Annotated in this window: 21 protein-coding genes; 8 read left to right on the plus strand and 13 right to left on the minus strand. The window is 66.4% G+C overall.

The features are described 5' to 3' along the window. Window positions 1-6 precede the first annotated feature (6 nt). Together dkgB and FHY18_RS20135 are read left to right on the plus strand one after the other, a co-directional pair. On the plus strand, window positions 7-810 hold the full coding sequence (gene dkgB, locus FHY18_RS20130; protein WP_259159436.1) for a 2,5-didehydrogluconate reductase DkgB: 804 nt from the start codon (window positions 7-9) through the stop codon (window positions 808-810). A gap of 282 nt (window positions 811-1,092) precedes the next feature. After that, window positions 1,093-1,395, plus strand: a complete 303-nt coding sequence (locus tag FHY18_RS20135) for a hypothetical protein (RefSeq protein ID WP_259159437.1) — start codon at window positions 1,093-1,095, stop codon at window positions 1,393-1,395. 379 nt (window positions 1,396-1,774) lie between these two features. Here the strand turns inward: FHY18_RS20135 and FHY18_RS20140 are convergent, their stop codons facing one another. From FHY18_RS20140 to FHY18_RS20175, 8 genes are all read right to left on the minus strand, one after another. Continuing rightward, window positions 1,775-2,191, minus strand: a complete 417-nt coding sequence (locus FHY18_RS20140; protein WP_259159438.1) for a hypothetical protein — start codon at window positions 2,189-2,191, stop codon at window positions 1,775-1,777. 498 nt (window positions 2,192-2,689) lie between these two features. Next, complete coding sequence (locus FHY18_RS20145) at window positions 2,690-3,391, minus strand: alpha/beta hydrolase (protein WP_259159440.1); 702 nt, start codon at window positions 3,389-3,391, stop codon at window positions 2,690-2,692. A 525-nt stretch (window positions 3,392-3,916) separates the two neighbouring features. Further along, window positions 3,917-4,948, minus strand: coding sequence for an alpha/beta hydrolase (locus FHY18_RS20150; protein ID WP_259159442.1), 1,032 nt, complete (start codon window positions 4,946-4,948; stop codon window positions 3,917-3,919). A gap of 17 nt (window positions 4,949-4,965) precedes the next feature. After that, on the minus strand, window positions 4,966-5,394 hold the full coding sequence (locus FHY18_RS20155) for an organic hydroperoxide resistance protein (RefSeq protein WP_005989061.1): 429 nt from the start codon (window positions 5,392-5,394) through the stop codon (window positions 4,966-4,968). Window positions 5,395-5,493: 99 nt separating this feature from the next. Then, on the minus strand, window positions 5,494-5,955 hold the full coding sequence (locus FHY18_RS20160) for a MarR family transcriptional regulator (RefSeq protein ID WP_259159444.1): 462 nt from the start codon (window positions 5,953-5,955) through the stop codon (window positions 5,494-5,496). Between the two features lie 379 nt (window positions 5,956-6,334). Next, window positions 6,335-7,015 carry a hypothetical protein gene (locus tag FHY18_RS20165; RefSeq protein WP_259159446.1) on the minus strand — a complete coding sequence of 227 codons (681 nt, stop codon included), beginning with the start codon at window positions 7,013-7,015 and terminating at the stop codon, window positions 6,335-6,337. Further along, a complete protein-coding gene (gene zapE / locus FHY18_RS20170) occupies window positions 7,012-8,106 on the minus strand; it encodes a cell division protein ZapE (RefSeq protein WP_259159447.1) in 1,095 nt (364 codons plus the stop codon). Before zapE ends, FHY18_RS20165 begins: the two co-directional genes overlap by 4 nt. A gap of 78 nt (window positions 8,107-8,184) precedes the next feature. Beyond that, window positions 8,185-8,847: an alpha/beta hydrolase gene (locus FHY18_RS20175; protein WP_259159448.1), complete on the minus strand. Its 663-nt coding sequence runs from the start codon at window positions 8,845-8,847 to the stop codon at window positions 8,185-8,187. Between the two features lie 66 nt (window positions 8,848-8,913). Between FHY18_RS20175 and FHY18_RS20180 the strand changes: the two genes are divergently transcribed. Then, entirely contained in the window at window positions 8,914-9,795 is an 882-nt protein-coding gene (locus tag FHY18_RS20180; RefSeq protein ID WP_259159449.1) for an EamA/RhaT family transporter, read from the plus strand. A gap of 71 nt (window positions 9,796-9,866) precedes the next feature. Here FHY18_RS20180 and FHY18_RS20185 read toward each other — a convergent pair whose 3' ends face one another. Next, window positions 9,867-11,192: a GTP-binding protein gene (locus tag FHY18_RS20185; RefSeq protein WP_259159450.1), complete on the minus strand. Its 1,326-nt coding sequence runs from the start codon at window positions 11,190-11,192 to the stop codon at window positions 9,867-9,869. A 60-nt stretch (window positions 11,193-11,252) separates the two neighbouring features. Between FHY18_RS20185 and FHY18_RS20190 the strand changes: the two genes are divergently transcribed. Continuing rightward, window positions 11,253-11,639 (plus strand): MerC family mercury resistance protein, encoded by a 387-nt coding sequence (locus tag FHY18_RS20190; RefSeq protein WP_259159452.1) that lies wholly within the window; start codon window positions 11,253-11,255, stop codon window positions 11,637-11,639. Window positions 11,640-11,925: 286 nt separating this feature from the next. Here FHY18_RS20190 and FHY18_RS20195 read toward each other — a convergent pair whose 3' ends face one another. Together FHY18_RS20195 and FHY18_RS20200 are read right to left on the minus strand one after the other, a co-directional pair. Continuing rightward, window positions 11,926-13,644, minus strand: coding sequence for an ExeM/NucH family extracellular endonuclease (locus FHY18_RS20195; protein WP_259159455.1), 1,719 nt, complete (start codon window positions 13,642-13,644; stop codon window positions 11,926-11,928). 281 nt (window positions 13,645-13,925) lie between these two features. Then, entirely contained in the window at window positions 13,926-14,444 is a 519-nt protein-coding gene (locus tag FHY18_RS20200) for a c-type cytochrome (protein ID WP_039412147.1), read from the minus strand. Window positions 14,445-14,725: 281 nt separating this feature from the next. On the opposite strand from FHY18_RS20200, the gene FHY18_RS20205 reads away from it, so the two are divergent. Genes FHY18_RS20205 through FHY18_RS20220 form a run of 4 tightly spaced genes read left to right on the plus strand, consistent with a single transcriptional unit; the run spans window position 14,726 to window position 17,660 of the window. Further along, complete coding sequence (locus tag FHY18_RS20205) at window positions 14,726-15,370, plus strand: DUF4198 domain-containing protein (RefSeq protein ID WP_259159456.1); 645 nt, start codon at window positions 14,726-14,728, stop codon at window positions 15,368-15,370. Between the two features lie 30 nt (window positions 15,371-15,400). Continuing rightward, a complete protein-coding gene (locus tag FHY18_RS20210; RefSeq protein ID WP_259159458.1) occupies window positions 15,401-15,712 on the plus strand; it encodes a DUF3649 domain-containing protein in 312 nt (103 codons plus the stop codon). Further along, window positions 15,709-17,328, plus strand: coding sequence for a PepSY-associated TM helix domain-containing protein (locus FHY18_RS20215; protein ID WP_259159460.1), 1,620 nt, complete (start codon window positions 15,709-15,711; stop codon window positions 17,326-17,328). The genes FHY18_RS20210 and FHY18_RS20215 overlap by 4 nt, the downstream gene beginning before the upstream one ends. Beyond that, window positions 17,325-17,660 carry a DUF3325 domain-containing protein gene (locus FHY18_RS20220; RefSeq protein ID WP_259159462.1) on the plus strand — a complete coding sequence of 112 codons (336 nt, stop codon included), beginning with the start codon at window positions 17,325-17,327 and terminating at the stop codon, window positions 17,658-17,660. The genes FHY18_RS20215 and FHY18_RS20220 overlap by 4 nt, the downstream gene beginning before the upstream one ends. A 201-nt stretch (window positions 17,661-17,861) precedes the next feature. Here FHY18_RS20220 and FHY18_RS20225 read toward each other — a convergent pair whose 3' ends face one another. Together FHY18_RS20225 and FHY18_RS20230 are read right to left on the minus strand one after the other, a co-directional pair. After that, a complete protein-coding gene (locus FHY18_RS20225; RefSeq protein WP_259159463.1) occupies window positions 17,862-18,389 on the minus strand; it encodes an RES family NAD+ phosphorylase in 528 nt (175 codons plus the stop codon). Further along, window positions 18,386-18,760 carry a DNA-binding protein gene (locus tag FHY18_RS20230; protein ID WP_104611827.1) on the minus strand — a complete coding sequence of 125 codons (375 nt, stop codon included), beginning with the start codon at window positions 18,758-18,760 and terminating at the stop codon, window positions 18,386-18,388. Before FHY18_RS20230 ends, FHY18_RS20225 begins: the two co-directional genes overlap by 4 nt. Window positions 18,761-18,785 lie beyond the last annotated feature (25 nt).

Below are 18,785 nucleotides of genomic sequence, written 5' to 3' on the forward strand. Positions count from 1 at the left end.
AACACAATGACTGTCCCCGCATTCGGCCTCGGCACTTTCCGTCTCAAGGACCAGGTCGTCATCGACTCGGTGCGCAACGCGCTGGCGTTGGGATATCGCGCGATCGATACCGCACAGATCTACGACAACGAAGCCCACGTTGGCCACGCGATCAGCGCCTCGGGCGTGCCGCGCGACCAGTTGTACCTGACCACCAAGATCTGGGTCGACCGGTTCAGCCGCGACACGCTGCAGCCCAGCCTGCAGGAAAGCCTGCGCAAGCTGGGCACCGACCATGTCGACCTCACCCTGATCCATTGGCCCTCGCCGAAGGATCAGGTGCCGATGCGCGAGTACCTGGAAGCCTTGGCGGAGGCCAAGCAGCAGGGCCTGACGCGTGCGATTGGCGTGTCCAACTTCACCATTGCCCTGATCAAGCAGGCCATCGAGATCCTGGGGGCCGACGCGATTGCCACCAACCAGATCGAAGTGCACCCGTATCTGCAGAACCGCCCGCTGATCGGCTTCCTGCGCGAGCAGGGCATCCATGTCACCTCCTACATGACACTGGCCGTGGGCGAGGTGCTGAAGGACCCGGTGATCGTGGCCATTGCCGCACGCCACAACGCCACCCCGGCGCAGGTGACGCTGGCCTGGGCGTTGCAGCAGGGATATTCGGTGATTCCCTCATCGACCAAGCGGGCCAATCTGGAAAGCAATCTGAAGGCGCAGGAGCTGCGTCTGAGCGAGCAGGACATGGGCGAGATCGCCACGCTCGACCGCGGGCAGCGGCTGGCCAACCCGCACGCCATCGCACCCGATTGGGACTGATGGCGCACCGACGTATGCAGCAGGCTGGGAGCGGCTAACCGGACGACCGCACTCGCCGTCAGGCGGGCGCAGCCGTTACTCGGTGCGGCTGGGACCATGCGTCCGCTTCGTTTCCGAATGCGCTATCCAAACCCGCACGGCGACTGCCATCAGGTTCTAGCCACCTCTAGCGCTGCATTCCACCAGCACGCGACGACCGCTCGTCGTCGCGTGCTGGTGAGCGGCCAGCGGCGCTGCTACGGTGCCCGCACAGGGGGGTAGCCCGGTCACGGAGTCCTACCCATGCTTAGTGCAGCCGTTCTGACCCGCAGCAGCGTCAATGTCGACGCAGAGCTCGCCTACTGGCGCGACGCCCATGCCGAAGGGCATCTGGGCGGCTACGCGTTTGCCGATTACGCCCGCGTGCTGATGTTGGGTTACGGCATCTATCTTGCGTATCCGCGCGCAACCGAAGCTCAGTTGTACCGTGTGTTGCAGGATGCGTACTACCAGGACCAACCGATGCTGTCGGTGCCATGGGACCAGGCACGCTGGATCGTGCGACACGCCTGGCAGCATTTGCGCGACGCGAGCATGCGGCACTGAGCGCACCTGCGCGTCTGGACAACGCGAGAACGATGCAGGCCGGGAGGCAACGCCTTCCTATCGGCAAACGCTTGCTGGGTGCCGTGCGGAGCGCCGTTTGGTCACGACCAAGTGCACGCCATCGCGTTGCTCGATGGCAGCGGATGTCCTTCGCTCACCGCATCACAGGTGCTCGGGCGCCACGAACCAAGGGCCGATGTTTCAAGGGCGTACTGGCGCTACAACTTTCCAAGACATATCGAGGCGATAAGCCTGCTGGCCACACCAACGACACGCAGCATGCGCTGACCCGGACGCGGTGTTGCAAGCGCCCTGCGACGCGGCCCATCCATCCAGTAGACGCCGGCCGCGCAGCATCGCGCGGCAACCTGGACAGCAGTCAGTTCAACTGACCCATTGCCATCGCCTGCCGGTCGATACGGTGCTTTTCGGCCAGCGCCTGCATGCCTTGCAGCGTCGATGCGATCAGGCTCGCATAGCGCAACCGCCACAGGTTGGCGCGGTCGTCGTCGTCGTGCGTGCTGCCTAGCCCGTCCAGCACCTGCGGCAGGCGGCGATCTGCCAGGGCGGAGGCGGCCAGGTAGGGCTTGGCCGGTGCGATCACGTCCACCGGTGCGCGCCAGTCGTTGGCGACGTGGCGGGCAATGCCGGCCAGGTGCGACAGCTGATGCATGCCGATCAGGGTCTCATGCAGCATCTCGCGGCACGCCCACTGCCACAGCGCCACCTTTTCCGAGGGGTCCTGGGCAATCTCGGTCAGCGCCAGGTCAACCTTTTCGATACGTGTGTCGAGCATTGCTGAGCTCCGATGCTGCTATGCAACATAATTCACACCATACGCCGTGAGAATCAAGTGAGCCAGTCGTTTGGATAGCGTCATCGCACCGATGCTCGACCCGGTTCACGCTTTGCCACGACCGCTGGTCGGACAGCGCGGGCGGCACCCCGACTTCCTGCCCCTGTAACCCGGGCACCGCTGCGTGATGCTGCAGTCCCCGCCAGCGGTCACCCCCCATGCGCCTCGCCGTTCGCGTGCCGCTGCTTGCCTTGGCGATCTGCGCTGCGCGGGCCGAAACCGCCAGGCCGCACTTGTCGTCGCGGCAGTGCGAGGCCAGCACCTACGCCCACGCACAAGGACGATGCGCCGGTGTCTGCCAGTGGCGCATTAAGCTCCGCGCCTGCATGCTGGATGTGTCAGTCCAGGACCATCGCCTGATGCGCCATGTACTCGTCGTACGAGCCACGCGCTGGCGGGACATCGCGTGATGCTCGACCGCGTTTAACGCATTGCTGTCTAGCGCAGCAGCCAGTTGCGTAACGCATCGGACACTGCCTGCGGCTGTTCCAGGGGCGAGAGATGCCCGCACATCGGCAAACGCACCAGCTGCGCGTGTGGTGCAAGCATCGCCATTTCTTCGTGCAAGGCCGGTGGCGTGATTGCATCGTCCTCGCCGCACAGCACCAGCACCGGTCCGGCGTAGGCGCGCAACACCGCGCGCCCGTCCTGGCGTTGCAGCCGGTTCTGGCGCAAGAACACCTCCACGCCCAGGCGCTGGGTCATGCCGCGCACACGCTCCAGCAAGGCCTCATCCTGCCAGCGCGAGGGATGCACGTAGTGCCGCATCAGGCGTTCGCCGAACCCGTGGAACGTGCTGCCGGCACGCACGCTGGCTTCCTGCGCACGTCGTTGCGCCACCCGCTCAGGCGCATCGGCACGCACGGAAGTATCCAGCAGGGCCAACCGCTCCACCCGCTCCGGTGCGATGCGCAGGATCTCCTGCGCCACATAACCGCCCAGCGAGAAACCCGCTAGCGCAAATCGCGGCGGCAACCGGTCAAGCAGTTGCAGTGCCAGCGCGCGCATGCTGTCGGCCCGGGTGAGATCGCCGACCACGCACTCGGCGATTCCGGCCAGCGCGGCGCGCTGCGCATGCCAGAGCTCGGCATCGTTGAGCAGGCCGGGAAGCAGCAACAGCGTCGGGCGATCGGCGCTCATGCATGCCCCTTGCCGCTCGATTCGAACGCGGCGACGTGGGAGGTCGTGGAAATCGTCATCGCCATAGTGTGCCGGGCGCCAGCTGCGCGCTCAAACCGCAAGGCGCGGTCTGCGCAGGGACGGGTGATCCACGTGCCCTCGGCTGGAGTGTCCGCGCAGGAAGTTCGGTAGACCGCGTTGCGGTTGAAGGCAACCCGACCCACGTCGAGAAAGCTTCAAACGCCCTACAAGCATGCAGACGTCAGGTCGCGCGCAATCAAGACATGCAGCGCGTTGCGCGGAGTGCAGGAAGCACACGCGCAGGAAGGACAAAGGAACGCGCACACGGATGCCCGATGCGGCTGCACCGGGCGTCTGTGCTGTGGCACTCAACCATCGCAAGAGAGTGTCTGTCCGCGCGCACATCGGTCCCGTTCACCGCACTATGACTGCGCAAGCTCTCTTGAAGGGGATGCACCGCTCGGACTGTGCGCTGACGAGCGCGTCGTCAACAGGTGCTGACGAACAACCGGTCAGCGGCCCCGGTTACCTGGCCAGATGCTGCTGCAACGCATCGCCCGCCTGGCCGATGGCGGTACGGACGGCCGGCACGTCGCTGAGCGCATTGAGCAGGCCGTAATCGTGGATCAAGCCGTTGTAGCGGGCGACCGTGACAGCCACACCGGCCTGGTCCAGCTTGCGGCCGTAGGCTTCGCCTTCGTCGCGCAACACATCCAGCTCGGCGGTCTGGATCAAGGTGGGCGGCAGGCCCTTGAGCTGCTCAACGCTGGCCTGCAACGGCGAGGCATAGATCTCGCGGCGCTGCGTCGGGTCGGTGGTATAGCTATCCCAGAACCAACGCATCATGTTGCGGCTAAGGAAATAGCCCTGCTGGTACTGCTGGTAGGAGCTGTTATCGAACGCGGCATCGGTCACCGGCCACAGCAGCACCTGGTAGCGGATCGCCGGCGTGCCGGCCGCCTTGGCCTGCAAGGCCACCGAGGTCGCCATGTTGCCACCCACGCTGTTGCCGGCCAGCGCCAGACGCGTGCCGTCCACGCCAAGTTCGGCACCGTGCTCGGCGACCCACTTGGTGGCCGCATAGGCCTGGTGGATGGCCACCGGATAACGCGCTTCCGGCGATGGGCTGTAGTCCACGTACACCGCCGCCGCGCCAGAGGCCCGCGCCAGATCGCGGATCAGCCGCTCATGGGTGGGGAAATCTCCCAATACCCAGCCGCCGCCGTGGAAGAACATGAACACCGGCAAGGTCTTGCCGGCGCTACCCGGCGGCTTGACCACCACCAGGCCGAGCGGCTTGCCGTCGACGGTGATGGTCTTGCGGGTGAGCTCGGCGGCCGGCAGCGTGGCGCCGGCCTGCGCGTCCACCAGGATCTTGCGGGCCTGTTGCGGGGTGAGCTGCTCCATCGGCGTGCCGCCAGCGGAGTTGAGCGCGTCCAGGAAGGCCTGGACCTTGGGCGAGGCGGCCGGTGCGCTGAAATCGGTCGGCGCGGCAAGCGCGCCGCCGATTGCCGACGCCAACGTGCCAACCAGCAGCAACGATGCGTAGGGTTTCATGGGGCGTCCGGCTGGGATCAGGCCAACGTCAGGGTGACGTCGATGTTGCCGCGGGTGGCATTGGAATACGGGCAGACCTGGTGGGCCTTGTCGACCAACGCCTGCAGGTCGGCCTTGTCCATGCCCGGCACGGCGACGCGCAGTTCGACCGCGATGCCGAATCCGCCCGGAATCTGGCCGATGCCGACGCTGCTGTCGATGCTGACTTCGCCCGGCAGCTTGAGCTTGTCCTGCGCAGCCACGGCCTTCATCGCACCGATGAAGCAGGCCGCATAACCGGCAGCGAACAACTGCTCCGGGTTGGTGCCGTCGCCGCCAGCGCCGCCAAGCTCGCGCGGGGTGGACAGCTTGGCGTCCAGCGCGTTGTCCGAGGACACGGCACGGCCTTCGCGGCCGCCGGTGGCAGTGGCGTGGGCGGTATAGAGGATCTTTTCGGGTGAGGCCATGGTGGTTCTCCTGAGTGAGCGCAGTGCGCGGTGAATAAATTGTTGTCGATTAAATCGTGTGCTATTTGATGTCGAAGCGATTGGATGCAGGAACAGGTTTTATCCCGCACCCAAACTGGAGCGTAGCTTCTCCAGCTCCTGCTTGAGTTGACGCAGTTCGTCCAACGAGCAGGCCGAGGCGCAAAACACCTGCTCCGGCACGCGACCGGCCTTGCTGCGCAGCGCGCGCCCGGCATCGGTCAGCGCAATGATGACCTGGCGCTCGTCGCTGACGGCCCGCGTGCGGGTGACCAGTCCAGCGCTCTGCAACCGCTTGAGCAGCGGCGTCAGCGTGGCCGAATCCAGATACAGCCGCTCGCCGATCTCCGACACGCTGCGGCTGTCGGTTTCCCACAGCACCAGCATCACCAGGTACTGCGGATAGGTCAGATCCAGATCCTTCAGCAGCCCGCGGTAGAGCTTGTGCATCGCCAGATTGGCCGAATACAGCGCAAAGCACAGCTGGTTGTCCAGCTGCAGCAAGGCGGTGGTGCGGTCGGCTGTGGTGATGGCGGTGTCCATGGGCTGCACTTTATATAGCGCGCTATTTAATTGCAAGCGATTTTTGAAAGACAGATGCGGTTGACCGCCAGGCCCCTGTCGCAGCACGACAACCGACACAGGGCCACCGCATCTGCAATACCCCACTGACCCATCCGCTGCCGACGCGCGGCAGTCGGCAGGTGGGAGTGGACTGCGCACCGAAGATGGGGGGCCATGACGTGCCGATCTCAGGCATCGGTCCGCGCCGCGGCGGTGCAGCGTGGCTTGCTGGCAGCACCAGGTAGCCGGTGTTCGCTGCGCATCTGCTGCCATGGCCTCCCGGGCGAGCCCTGCGCATGACGCGCGTCGCCGCGGCGGCCGAGCACTCATGGCTCGGACCGGCGATCCGCGCCTGGACTCAGGTGAACTGGATAAAGAAATAGCCTGCGGTATCGCCCTCGCGCAGGACGTTGGCGCGATGCTCTGCGAACAGGTAGCCCATGCCGTCGGCAAAGATGCCGTCATAGGCTGCATCGGTACGCCGCAACTGCGACTCGACGAACTGGGCAAGGAAATAGTGACGCGGGTGCTCGGCAATCGCGTCCTGCAGCCAGCACGGCCGACCCAGCTGCTTGCTCATCCCTGCCCCATTGTCGGCGTCGCCCAGCTCTTCGGCGTGATCGTGATCATCGAACGACTGCAGCCCCACGAAGTACCGCGGCAGCATCCCCGCGTCACAGGCCAGTTCCTGCGCGGCACGACGGTGCAACAGCACCTTGCTATGGACCGACGCGATGGTGTCCAGTTCGCCCTGCTGATGGATGGTGAACTTGCGCAACGCGGCACGGCTGTAGCGGTCGCCTTGCCATTCGATCGCTGCGAACACCGTGACCGCCATGCCCTCGGGCAGCCAGGGGCTGGGCAGGAACAGGTCGGTCAGCATGACGATCGGCAGCATCGGTTGGTCGGTCGACGGGTCGCAGGGCCACAACGCCCTATCGTTCAACCATGCGCCACCGCCAAACTGGCCAAAACCGCCATCTTGGTCGGTGACGTTGATCTTGTAGCGCCCCGGTGCAGGGCGCGCGCGTGGGCTCACGCCCGATGCGCCGTCGCCAGATACTCGGCGCTTTGCATTTCGATCAAACGCGAAGCGGTGCGCTCGAAAGCACCGGCCAGGCGCTGCCCGCTGTACAGCGCCGGCGGTGCGTCCTGCGCGGTGCAGACCAGGTTGACATGGCGGTCGTAGAGCTCGTCGATCAGGTTGACGAAGCGCCGCGCGGCATCTTCATTCATGCGATCGAAATGCGGAATGCCGCCCAGCAGCACGGTGGTGAACTCGCGTGCGATCTCGATGTAGTCCGCCGGGCCGCGCGGGCCTTCGCACAGCGCGGCGAAATCGAACCAGGCAATGCTCTTGCCACGTGCGCGCACCGCGATCTTGCGCGCCTCGATTTCGATATTGCCGCCGCGTGCCTCGGCATTGCCGCTCAATTCGCTCCAGCGCTGCAGCAGCCAGTCATCGGCTTGCGCATCCAGCGGCGCGCGATACACCGGCGAGCGCGTGAGTGCGCGCATGCGGTAGTCCTCGGTGCCTTCGGCATAGAGTTCCACGCAGAACTTCTGCAGCAGGCCGATCGCCGGCATGAAGCTGTCGCGCTGCAGACCGTTGGCGTAGAGGTTTTCCGGCGCGGTATTGGAGGTGGTCACCAGGGTCACGCCTTCGGCGAACAGGCGCTCCAGCAGGCGCGCCAGCAGCATCGCATCGCCGATGTCGGTGACGAAGAATTCGTCCAGCACCAGCACGCGCAGATTCTCGCGCCACTGCTGCGCGATCTTGGCCAGCGGATCGCTTTGCCCGGCATGCTCGCGCAATTGCTCGTGCACCCCGCGCATGAAACGGTGGAAGTGCGTGCGGTATTTCTGCTTGATCGGCAGACCGTCGTAGAACAGGTCGACCAGGAAGGTCTTGCCGCGCCCCACCCCACCCCAGAAGTACAGGCCGCGCACCGGCTCGGGCTTTTTCCAGAACGCCGACAGCCGGTCCAGCCAGCCGTCCTGCGCGCTGTCCACCAAGGCCTCGTGGATACGGTCCAGTTCCGCCAGGGCCGCCTTTTGGGCGGGGTCGGCGCGCCAGTCGCCGCGTTGTACGCCGGCGGCGTAGCGCTGCGACGGGGTCATCTCACTCATCGTGTTCTCCGCGGGCCGGCTGCTGCCTTGCCCGCTCAACGGCGTATCGCCAGGCGATACGCGTGGCCCATGCCGCAGTCAGACAGCGGCCGGCAACCAGCGCCGGACACCATGCTGGATCGCACCGCGCAGGTCGATCAGTTTGCGGTGGAAGAAATGGCTGGTATCGGGCATGCGCACCAGCTCGGGCTGCTGCTCCAGGGTCTCCAGCCAGTCGTAGACCGCTTGCGGGTCGACGATTTCGTCGGCATCGCCTTGGATCACCAGCCACTGCGCCGGCGGTTGCACGTCGCTGAAATCCCAGCGTCCGGCCGGCGGTGCGATCGAGATCAGCACCTGCGGGGCGAGCGCGCCGGCAGCACGCAACGACACGTACGCGCCGAAACTGAAACCGCCCAGCCAGAGCGTGTCGCCGGACCGTTGTGCACGCACCCAGTCGGCAACCGCGCGCAGATCGTCCTGCTCGCCATCGCCGTGATCGAAGCTGCCGGCAGAGGTACCCACGCTGCGGAAATTGAAGCGCACCACGGTGATGCCCAGCTCGCGCAGCGCGCGTGCGGCCATGGTGACGACCTTGTTGTGCATGCTGCCGCCCTCGGTGGAGAGCGGGTGGCAGAAAATGGCGGTGACCGGTTGCGCGACAACGTCCGGCTCGGGCAGATCGACCGCGACATCGAGCGGACCGACCGGCCCGTCCAGCGTCAACGTTGCCGATTCGGTGGGGAATGGGGGATTGGACATGCCCTCATAATAGCCGCCCCGCCGGCCGCGTTCATCGCCCTGCCTGCACACTTCGTTGCGTTGCCCATGCATTTTCTGCTGTTTGCCGTTGTCTGCAGTGTTCTGGTGTCGGTGTTGTTGAAGCTGGCACCGCGCCGGGATATCGACGTGTTTCAGGCCATTACCTGGAATTACGCCGCCGCCTGCGTGCTGTCCGTGGCACTGCTGAACCCCGCGCTTTCCACCCTGGGCGCAGCGACCACGCCGTGGCTGGCACTGGTGGGACTGGCGATTGCATTGCCGAGCATTTTCCTGGTGCTGGCGCGCTCGGTGCGCGTGGCCGGCATCGTGCGCACCGACGTGGCGCAACGGCTGTCGCTGCTGTTGTCGCTGGCGGCAGCGTTTACCGTCTTCGGCGAAGACGCCGGCCCCTGGAAGCTGGCAGGGCTGGGCGTGGGATTGCTGGCGATGGTCGGCATCGTGCAGCGCGCGCATGCGCCGTCGACGGTCGAGCCTGCATCTACCATCGGCACGCAGACCCGTGCTTGGCCCTGGCTGTTGGGCGTGTGGGTGGGCTTTGCGCTGATCGACATCCTGCTCAAGACGATTGCGCTTTCGGGCACCACCTCGCTCACTGCGCTGACGCTGTGCTTTGCAATCGCGTTCGGGCTACTGCTGTGCGTGCAGCTGGTGCGCATGTGGCGCGGCCATCGGCTGCATCCGCGCAGCATGGCTGCCGGGCTGCTGCTGGGCGTGCTCAATTTCGGCAACATCCTGTTTTACGTGCGCGCCCACCAACATCTGCCGCACAGCCCCGCCACGGTCTTTGCGACGATGAACATCGGTGTGGTGGCATTGGGCGCGCTGGCCGGCATCGCATTGTTCGGCGAGCGCACCACGCGCTGGACGCGCGTGGGTCTGGGATTGGCGGTGCTGGCGATTGCGCTGATTGCCCAGGGCTCGCGCTGAGGGCCCAGTTGCCTCGCTTTGCGGCCGTCATGCCTGCGCCACCGACATCGGCATGACAGCGCGCGCAGACCTCAACGCTCCCACTGCGGGAACGGGTCGTCCAGCAGCTGCCAGTGCGCCGGGCCCTGACGCAGTTCCTGATCGCTTAGCAGGCAGGCATCCAGCGCCGCGCGCGTGCGCGGTGCATCCATCTCCACACCGATCACCGCCAGTTCCTGACGGCGGTCGCCCCAGAGCGGGTGCCAGAGCCGCTGCATGGCCGCGTATTCGGCGGGATCGCCCACTTCATGCAGTTGCGGCAGCGGCGCGGTCCAGCACTGCATCTGCTGCCGCTGCCAGCCGATATCGGTGTAGGGCAACGGGGTCATGCCGGTGTGCGCCGGCTGTCCGATCACCTGCGCATCCACACGGTGGCGCGCGGCGAACCAGAAGCCGGCGGCATTGGCCTGGGTTGCGCCGCCGACGCTGGACAATTCGCCCACCCAATCCATGCGGCTGGCCAGCCAGAAGAAGCCCTTGCTGCGGATCACCTGCGGCAACCCGCTGTGCACCATGCGCGCGAATCGCTGCGGGTGGAACGGCCGACGTGCGCGATACACGAAACTGCTGATGCCGTATTCCTCGGTCTCCGGTGTGTGCTGCCCGCGCAGCTCCTGCATCCAGCCCGGCGCCAGCTGCGCGCGGGTGAAATCGAAGCGCCGGGTATCGAGCAGCTGATGCAACGGCACATCGCCGTGCGCCGCATCCACGATCGCCGCGTCGCGATTGAGTGCACGCAACACCGCGCGCAGACGCTGCAGCTGCGATGCATCGATACGGTCGCACTTGCTGATCACCAGCACATCGGCGAACTCCACCTGCTCGCCCAGCAGTTGCACCACGCCGCGCGTGTCGTCCGGACCAGCTTGTTGCCCCAGCTCGGCCAGCGTGGCAGCCGAGCCGAAATCCTCCAGAAACCGGCTGCCGTCCACCACCGTCACCATGGTGTCCAGGCGGGCGATATCGGACAGGCTGAAGCCGTCCGCATCGCGCACCGCAAAGGTCGCAGCGACCGGCATCGGTTCGGCGATGCCGGTCGATTCGATCAGCAGATAGTCGTAGCGCTTCTGTTCGGCCAGCCGCCGTACTTCCTGCAGCAGGTCGTCGCGCAGCGTGCAGCAGATGCAGCCGTTGCTGAACTCCACCAGCGTTTCTTCGGTCCGCCGCAATGCCGCGCCGCCGTCGCGTACCAGCTGCGCATCGATATTGATCTCGCTCATGTCGTTGACGATCACCGCCACGCGCAGGCCGTCGCGGTTGTGCAGGATGCGGTTGAGCAAGGTGGTCTTGCCGGCACCCAGGAAACCGGACAGCACGGTGACGGGAAGACGCGGATCGCGGACGGGGGACAGGGACATCCAGGCAGCCTCGAGGGGATGAAGTGTTACTATATAACACTTATTCGACGGGACTGGGCCATGCGTGCAACCGCTTCTTTCTTCGATACCTCGGCCATCGCCTTGTCTGGTCTGTGCCTGCTGCATTGCCTGGCACTGCCCCTGCTGGCCGCCGCGCTTCCGCTGCTGGGCGCATGGACGCGTGCCGAGTGGGTGCACGTGGTGTTCGCCGCTGCGGCAGTCCCGCTGAGCAGCTACGCGCTGTGGAGCACGCATCGGCGCCACGCGCTGCCGGCGTCGGTGTGGACCCTGGCGGGCGTGGGACTGGCCGGCCTGGCACTGGGCGCAAGCGGCATTGCAGGCGGCACCCTGGAAACCCCCATCACGGTTACCGGCAGCCTGCTACTGGCCAGCGCGCACCTGCTCAATCTGCGACTGCGTCGCCGCGCGGGGCGATGCGTGGGCTGAACCTGACCAGGCGCGCCGACTGGATGCCGTCGTGGACGATGACGTGCGAGGGGCGCGCAGCAGCTGCAACACCACGCGCCGATGTGCGTTTGGCAAAGACTGGCCGCTGCAGTGGCCGCGGCGGCGGTCGGCCCCCGAGGTTGGCGACGGTACGGTGGCCGGGCCGCCTGATCTCAGGTATCTCGCGAGAACGCGCCTGCGTGCGTTCTCGCAACCTGGCACTGCATGCAGGCATCGATTGCGCGCCTTCGCCGGCGTCGACGCGACGACCCTGCCTCGGCATCAGCTACAACGAAAAGCCCAGCAGGACCGGGTCGTGGTCGGAACTGCGCCACGGGCCGGGCAGGTTGCGCTTGGCATAGCCGGCGTCGTCCATCGCATCGGCATTGACGTGCCATTCCACGGCGCCACGCAGTTGCTTGGCCATCGCCGGGCTGAGCAAGGCATGGTCCAGGCGCCCGCTCATGCCGTCGTAGACGTAGCTGTAAGGCTGCTTCACGCCGGCCACTGCGAAGGCGTCCTGCCAGCCGCTGGCACGCAGGCTGCGCATCGGCGTTTCCATGGCGTAGGCATTGAAGTCGCCCAGCAACACGGCCAGCTTGGTCTGCGCGCCGGTCGGGTCGGTCTGCAGCCATTGGTGCAGGCGCTTGGCCGATTCGGTGCGCGTGGCATTCCAGCAGGCCTGACCGTCGCGCTGGTCGGCATCGGCGCCGCTGGCGGTACCGCAACCCTTGGACTTGAAGTGGTTGGCGACCACCACGAAGGTCGCGCCGCGGCTACTGCGGAAGGCTTGCGCCAACGGCACGCGGCTGTGGTTGTCGAACGGCCCGCCGGTCAGCGTGGCCGGCTTGCCCACCGGGGTGACCTGCGTGCTGCGATAGATCATGCCGACCCGGATCGCGTCCTCGCCCGGGCCGCTGCCGGTATCGACGAACTGCCAGTCCTTGTCCTTGCCGGCGGCGTTGAGCGCGGCAACCAGCTGCGCGACGGCTGCATCGGCACCGTTGCCGTCGTTTTCCAGTTCCATCAGCGCGGCCACGTCGGCCTGCAACGGCATGATGGTGGCAACCAGCTTGGCCAGCTGCGCCTGAAATTGCTCGTGCGTTCGCGCACCGCGCTTGGTCGGGAAACCGCCGCCACGCCCATTGCCGTTGAAGAAGTTCTCCAGATTGAACGAGGCGATGCGCAGATCGCCGCCCACCTGCGGCGCCACCGCAGTCGGCATGGCCGGCAGCGTCAACGGGTTCAGCACCTGGATGCGGTATTGGCCGTCATGGCGTTGGTCGACGATGCCATCCACCGACTTGAGCAGGCTGCCGCTGCGCAGCGTCGCATCGGGCTGCAGATACGACACCGTCTTGGGGCTGCGTCCGTTGCGCGCATCGTCCAGCAGCACGCGGCGGCGTGCATTTTCCGCTTCGACCTGGGCAAAGGCCGGCGTGCCGGCGGCGGCCACTTCGCTCGGCTGCCACAGCCGCCCGCCGAAGGCGGCGACCAGCTCGCCATAGGTGTCCAGGCGGTCGCTGCCGTTGAGCGTCAGCGCAGCGATGCGCACGTGCTCGCCTTCCAGCGCTTCCCAGTTGGCTGGCGGCCCGCTGAGCATGCGCACCGGTACCGGCTGGCCGCCGGCGAGCCGCTCGATGCTGCTGGCATCCAGCGTGGTCATGCTCGCTTCGCCGCCTGCCGACACCTCGCGCACCGTGCCGACGATGCGGACGCGATCGCCCACCGCCAGCTCGGCGTTGCCGGCGCCGGTGACGAACAGCCCATGCGAGCGCCGCGGCTCGAAGCCGGGCTGCTGCACGAACAGGCCGGCCAGCCCGGTTCGCGTATCGGCAGTGACGATGCCTTCGAGCTCGACCACGCGACCGTCGTAGGGGCTGCGGCTGTCCTCGCCCTGTACATCGGCAATCGACAGACGCTGCGGCGCGCTATCGGCAGCGCCACACAGCAGCGGCGCCAGCAAACCGATCACACCGAGCACAAGCAGCGGGCAACGCGACATCGAAACACTCCAGAAGATGGATCAAACGCAAACGCCGCCCGGAAGGCGGCGCGTGATGGCAGGGGCGCAGAAGCAGGCTAACAAAACGCAGCGATGCGCCGCCAGATCATCCGTCGACAGATCGGTGCCAGCCAATTGCCGCCGGTGAGCGCGGTTGTCGCGCGGCGCTTCGCGGGCAGCCCGTGCAGCGAGGCCGAACCGACACCACAGGCAACCTCGACGGAGGCCCGCATCGCAGCGGGCGCGGGCCGATCCTTCGCCAGGCCCGGCACCAAAGCGGCTTATTTCAGATTGCCCAGCATCCAGTCGACGGTGGCACGCACCTGTTCTTCGGTCAGCGCCGGATTGCCGCCCTTGGGCGGCATGATGCCGCCGTCCGGGCCGGTGTAGCCCTCGATCGCATGCTTGTACAAGGTGTCCTTGCCCTGGGCGATGCGTGCATCCCAGTGCGAATGGTCCAGCGTCGGCGCCTTGCCCACGCCGGTGGTGTGGCAGGCGGTGCACAGGTTGTCGAAGATGGTCTTGCCGTCGGTGGTACCACCGTAGGCGGACTGCGAGGACGCCTTGGCCAGCGCTGCTGCCTGGGCCGCCGCCTGTGCGGCGGCACCGGTGGTACCGGCATAGACCGCCCCGGCCGGTGCGATGCGTTGCTGCACGCGCTTGGCGGCAGTCGGCGAGACCTCATCGGGAATGGCACGTTGCAAATAGGCTGCCAGGGCGATCAAGCCCAGGGTGATCACCACCAGTAAACCGATCACCATCGAGAATTTTTTCAGGAACTCGAGGTCGTAATTCCGCACGCGCTCACCCCTGGCTGTTGGTCGAAGACCTCTGCTAGCGCCGGAGTATAGAGCACAGTTCATGCCAGTCTGACCAGCGTGCATGACAGTTTTTGCCGCGATGTGCGCTGCGCCCTGACGGGTAGTCGCTCCTGCATGCAGCCACGCTCGCGCCCGCCGACGAATTGCCGCAATGCCGCATGGCACGTTGGTCTCGCCGAAGGGAATTGCGTATCATTCCCATCAATCCACGGTGACGCGCACCCCGCCTCGCCCGGTCCCGTCTACGAGGAGTCGCCGCGATGAAGTCCTTCCTGCTGTCCTGCCTGGCCTTGGCCAGCATCAGTCTGTCCGCCCAAGCCCACGAAATCTGGATCGAACGCGATGGCAGCGGGCCGGTGCGCATCTTCTTCGGCGAGCCCGCGCAGGAAACGCTCGACCACGGCCAGGACGAGATCAAGCGCGTGGTCAAGCCGACCGTGTTCGGCGCCGCCGGCAAGGCTGGCGCCCTGACGCGCGGCAACGACTTCCTCACCGCGCCGCTGTCCGGTGCCGGCGATGCGTGGCTGAGCGATGACAGCGTGTTCGAGCCGTGGAAGGGCGAAGCCGGCGGGTTCGAGACGGTGAGCTACTACGCCCGTGCCGGACGCAGCACGCCGGCAGCCAAGCTCGATCTGGAACTGGTACCCACCAGCGCCAACGGCAGCACGCTGACCGTGCTCTACCGCAACAAGCCGCTGCCCAAGGCCGAGGTCACCGTGATCGACCCGCAGAAGTGGCAGAAGACGCTGACCTCCGACGCCAAGGGCCAGGTGACCCTGCCGGCACTGCGCGCAGGTCGCCACATCCTGGTGGTCAACAACAAGGAGCCGGTGAAGCGTGAGATTGCCGGCAAGCAGGTGTCGATGGTGCATCACATCAGCACGCTGACCTTCGTCGCCGAATAAGCATCGCTCTCTCGCATCCACGCCCGCCTGATGTCCAGCGCACCACCCCTGTCGCTTCCCTGGTTCCGGCGCCCGTGGCTGGGCGTGCTTGCGCGCACGCTGGCGGCTATTTTCGGCGGCTATGCGCTGGCCAGCGCGACCAATCTCTTGCTTGCACTGGCATTGCCGTTGCCGCGTAGCGAAGCGGTGTTGACCAGCATGCTGATCGGCATCGTGGTGTGCGCATGCGCGCCGCTGTGGGCATTTGCCACCGCCAGCGTCTGGCGTGCCTGGGCAGGCATCGCCGTGCCGGCGGCGCTGATGTTTGCGTTGGCCGCCTGGCTGCAACGGGGTATGGCATGAAGCAGGGATTTCGCCAATCGATGGCCTGGTTGCATACCTGGACCGGGTTGCTGGTCGGCTGGGTGTTGCTGCTGATCTTCATGGGCGGCACGGCCAGTTATTACCGCGACGAAATCAGCCGTTGGATGCGCCCGGAGCTACCGTCCACCACGGTAAGCACGGAAACAGCACTGCGCAGTGCCGAACGCTATCTGCGGACGCATGCGGCCGACGCGCTGAGCTGGAACATCACCTTGCCGGACACGCGCAATCCGGTGGTGAGCATGTACTGGCAGAACCCTGCGCCAGCCGATGGCAAACCGGCCAGTCGCCGCCAGATGTACGGCAACGCCATCATCGACCCGGCCACCGGCAAGGAGATCGCTGCGCGCGACACGCTGGGCGGCGAGTTCTTCTACCGGCTGCATTTCGATCTGCATTATGTGCCGGTGCTGTGGGCGCGCTATATCGTGGGTTTCTGCGCGATGTTCATGCTGGTGGCGATCATCAGCGGCGTGATCACGCACAAGAAGATCTTCAAGGACTTCTTTACCTTCCGCCCGGGCAAGGGCCTGCGCTCGTGGCTGGATTTCCATAATGTCAGCGCGGTGACCGCGTTGCCGTACCACGCGATGATCACCTACACCGGCATCGTGACCTTGATGTTCATGTACCTGCCATGGGGCATCAAGGCGCGTTATGCCGACGAGGAGATGCGCTTCTACGACGAGTCGGCCAACCGCGTGGCCGACACGCGGCAGGCGGCCGGTACGCCGGCGCCCATGCTGCCGCTGGAGCAGTTTGTGGAGCGTGCGCGCCGCGACCTGCGCGGGGCCGACATCGGCAATGTGGCGGTGTCGCTGCCCAACGATGCGCATGCCGCCGTCGGGGTGAGCCAGCTGGCAGCCAACCTGTCCACCAGCGCGCCGTCCATTCTGTACGACGCGGTCAGCGGTGCGCGTCTGCAACGCAGCAGCGCGCCCGGCGGTGCGAGCGAAACGCGCGGCGTGATGGTCGGACTGCATATCGCGCACTTCGCCGGCCCCTGGTTACGCGCGCTGTTTTTCGGTTCCGGGTTGCTGGGCTGCCTGATGGTGGCCAGTGGCGTGGTGATGTGGGCGGTGAAAGAACGACCCAAGCATCTGAAAGCCGGCCGCATCGGGTTTGGATTGCGCCTGGTCGATGCGCTCAACATCGGCACGGTGGCCGGTTTGCCGATCGCCTTTGCCAGTTTCTTCTGGGCCAACCGGCTGTTGCCGGTGGCGCTGGAATCGCGTGCGGCGATGGAAGCGAACCTGTTCTTCGCCGCCTGGGGCGCTGCGTTGCTGGCCGCGTTCGTCTGGCCGCGTCGCGCGATGTGGAGCTGGCAGCTGTATCTGGGCGCGGCATTGTTCGCACTGGTGCCGCTACTGAACGCAGCGACCACCGACCTGCATCTGGGCGTGACGCTGCCGGCCGGGCAATGGGCGTTGGCCGGCATCGATCTGGTCTGCCTGGGTCTGGGCGTGTGTCTTGGCATCGCCGGCTGGCGCCTGCAGCGGTGGAAGGCGCCGCAATCGGCGGCAGCGCGCCGTGCACGCGCCACCATGCCTGCGACAGCGGCGCAAACCAACGTTGCCGTGCAGGAAGGCGCATGAGCGTGTTGCTGTTGCTGGCGCTGAATTTTTCCGGGTTTGCCGCGCTATGCCTGGCCATGGAAAAACACCAGCACGAGGTGCGCGGCCGCAGTCTGGGCGCTGCCCGAACGCGACAGCTGCGCGGCACCGGCTGGGTGCTGTTGCTGTGCACGTTTGGCCTGGCGGTATGGACGCGGGGCTGGGGCATCGGGCCGGTGCTGTGGCTGGGGACATTGACCGCTGCGGCGGCACCGCTATCGCTATGGCTGCTGCCGTATCGACGCGCGGCGATCCTGCCGGCGGCGCTCCTGGCACCGGTGGCGGCCGGCATGGCGCAGCTGCTGGCCGGTTGAATCAGCCTGCGATGTGGTCGCGGCGGCGCTGCGTTGGTGTGCAGCGCTTGACGATGCCATTGGCGTCAGCAGCGTGATGGGACATGCCTGCGGGCCAGGCAGCCGTCAGGACATTGGCAAGCGGCGTGTTCGCAGCGCGGCCGCAACGATATCCGGTGCGTCCGGTGCAGGATCTGCAGTTGTCCGCCGCACGTGTTGCCACTACACCACTGTCGGCGGGTCGCCCCAGCTGCGGCCATCGCGCGGCAGACGGCCATCGTCAAGCACGCGTAGCACCTGGTCGGGCTGCAGCTTGTCCAGGAACAGCACCACGTTGACGCCCTTGGGCGCCGCGATGCTCGGGAAGATCACCCCGGGAATCAGCGCCTCACGCAGCATGTCGCCGAGCACCCAGCTGACCGGTTCGACCTTGTTGACCAGGGCCTTGCGCCAGTCGTCGGTCCAGTCGGCCCATAGCGCGTCCCAATCCGAGTCGAGCAGGCGCAGGTCGGCCAGTGCCGGCAACTCGGCGGCATAGCTGACCAGCGTAAACGGCGGCAGGAACGGCGCCGCCTGCGCATATTCGGCGGCGGCGGTGTCCAGTTCCATGGCCAGATACAGCGCCGGCTGACCGAAGCGATTGAAGCGCCCGCCGGATCGCGCGGCACCTGCGCCGCTCAGCGGTTCGGCGGCCCAGCGCGGCGTGAAGGCGCGATACAACGTGCAATGCGCCGGGGCGCTCAGCCTCAACCCGCGGCCCCGGCGGCGACGGTCCGCAGATACGTCAGCGCGTCGTCGGTGCGGCCTTGCTTGACCACCTCCAGCAGCGTGGCGAATTCGAACGCGGGGATCGGCGTGTTTTTCAGATGGAACACCAGCTGTTGCTCGTCCGGTTGAATCTGCGCCATCGCCACCAACAGGCGCGACAGGTTGCGCAGCAGATCCTGCACGCGCGGACTCTCCGGATGCACGCGCAGGCTGTTGCGATGCACGCCGGCCAGCTCGGCCAGCTCCTGCTGCGACAACTCCAGCAGACCTGCCATCGCCGACGGCGAGAGGATGGTGCGATCGGGCGCGCGCAGCCGCTCGGTCAGGGACAGGGGATTGAGGACGGCGACCATGACATGTGCCTCGACAAGGGGTTTG

Source organism: Xanthomonas sp. 3793 (genome assembly GCF_024806835.1).
GTDB classification, from domain to species: Bacteria; Pseudomonadota; Gammaproteobacteria; order Xanthomonadales; family Xanthomonadaceae; genus Xanthomonas; species Xanthomonas arboricola_F.

Bases quoted from the DNA above. Each gene is read 5' to 3' on its own strand.
- dkgB (WP_259159436.1), top strand. From the start codon at position 7: ATGACTGTCCCCGCATTCGGCCTCGGCACTTTCCGTCTCAAGGACCAG.
- FHY18_RS20135 (WP_259159437.1), top strand. From the start codon at position 1,093: ATGCTTAGTGCAGCCGTTCTGACCCGCAGCAGCGTCAATGTCGACGCA.
- FHY18_RS20140 (WP_259159438.1), bottom strand. From the start codon at position 2,191: ATGCTCGACACACGTATCGAAAAGGTTGACCTGGCGCTGACCGAGATT.
- FHY18_RS20145 (WP_259159440.1), bottom strand. From the start codon at position 3,391: ATGAGCGCCGATCGCCCGACGCTGTTGCTGCTTCCCGGCCTGCTCAAC.
- FHY18_RS20150 (WP_259159442.1), bottom strand. From the start codon at position 4,948: ATGAAACCCTACGCATCGTTGCTGCTGGTTGGCACGTTGGCGTCGGCA.
- FHY18_RS20155 (WP_005989061.1), bottom strand. From the start codon at position 5,394: ATGGCCTCACCCGAAAAGATCCTCTATACCGCCCACGCCACTGCCACC.
- FHY18_RS20160 (WP_259159444.1), bottom strand. From the start codon at position 5,955: ATGGACACCGCCATCACCACAGCCGACCGCACCACCGCCTTGCTGCAG.
- zapE (WP_259159447.1), bottom strand. From the start codon at position 8,106: ATGAGTGAGATGACCCCGTCGCAGCGCTACGCCGCCGGCGTACAACGC.
- FHY18_RS20175 (WP_259159448.1), bottom strand. From the start codon at position 8,847: ATGTCCAATCCCCCATTCCCCACCGAATCGGCAACGTTGACGCTGGAC.
- FHY18_RS20180 (WP_259159449.1), top strand. From the start codon at position 8,914: ATGCATTTTCTGCTGTTTGCCGTTGTCTGCAGTGTTCTGGTGTCGGTG.
- FHY18_RS20185 (WP_259159450.1), bottom strand. From the start codon at position 11,192: ATGTCCCTGTCCCCCGTCCGCGATCCGCGTCTTCCCGTCACCGTGCTG.
- FHY18_RS20190 (WP_259159452.1), top strand. From the start codon at position 11,253: ATGCGTGCAACCGCTTCTTTCTTCGATACCTCGGCCATCGCCTTGTCT.
- FHY18_RS20195 (WP_259159455.1), bottom strand. From the start codon at position 13,644: ATGTCGCGTTGCCCGCTGCTTGTGCTCGGTGTGATCGGTTTGCTGGCG.
- FHY18_RS20205 (WP_259159456.1), top strand. From the start codon at position 14,726: ATGAAGTCCTTCCTGCTGTCCTGCCTGGCCTTGGCCAGCATCAGTCTG.
- FHY18_RS20210 (WP_259159458.1), top strand. From the start codon at position 15,401: ATGTCCAGCGCACCACCCCTGTCGCTTCCCTGGTTCCGGCGCCCGTGG.
- FHY18_RS20215 (WP_259159460.1), top strand. From the start codon at position 15,709: ATGAAGCAGGGATTTCGCCAATCGATGGCCTGGTTGCATACCTGGACC.
- FHY18_RS20220 (WP_259159462.1), top strand. From the start codon at position 17,325: ATGAGCGTGTTGCTGTTGCTGGCGCTGAATTTTTCCGGGTTTGCCGCG.
- FHY18_RS20230 (WP_104611827.1), bottom strand. From the start codon at position 18,760: ATGGTCGCCGTCCTCAATCCCCTGTCCCTGACCGAGCGGCTGCGCGCG.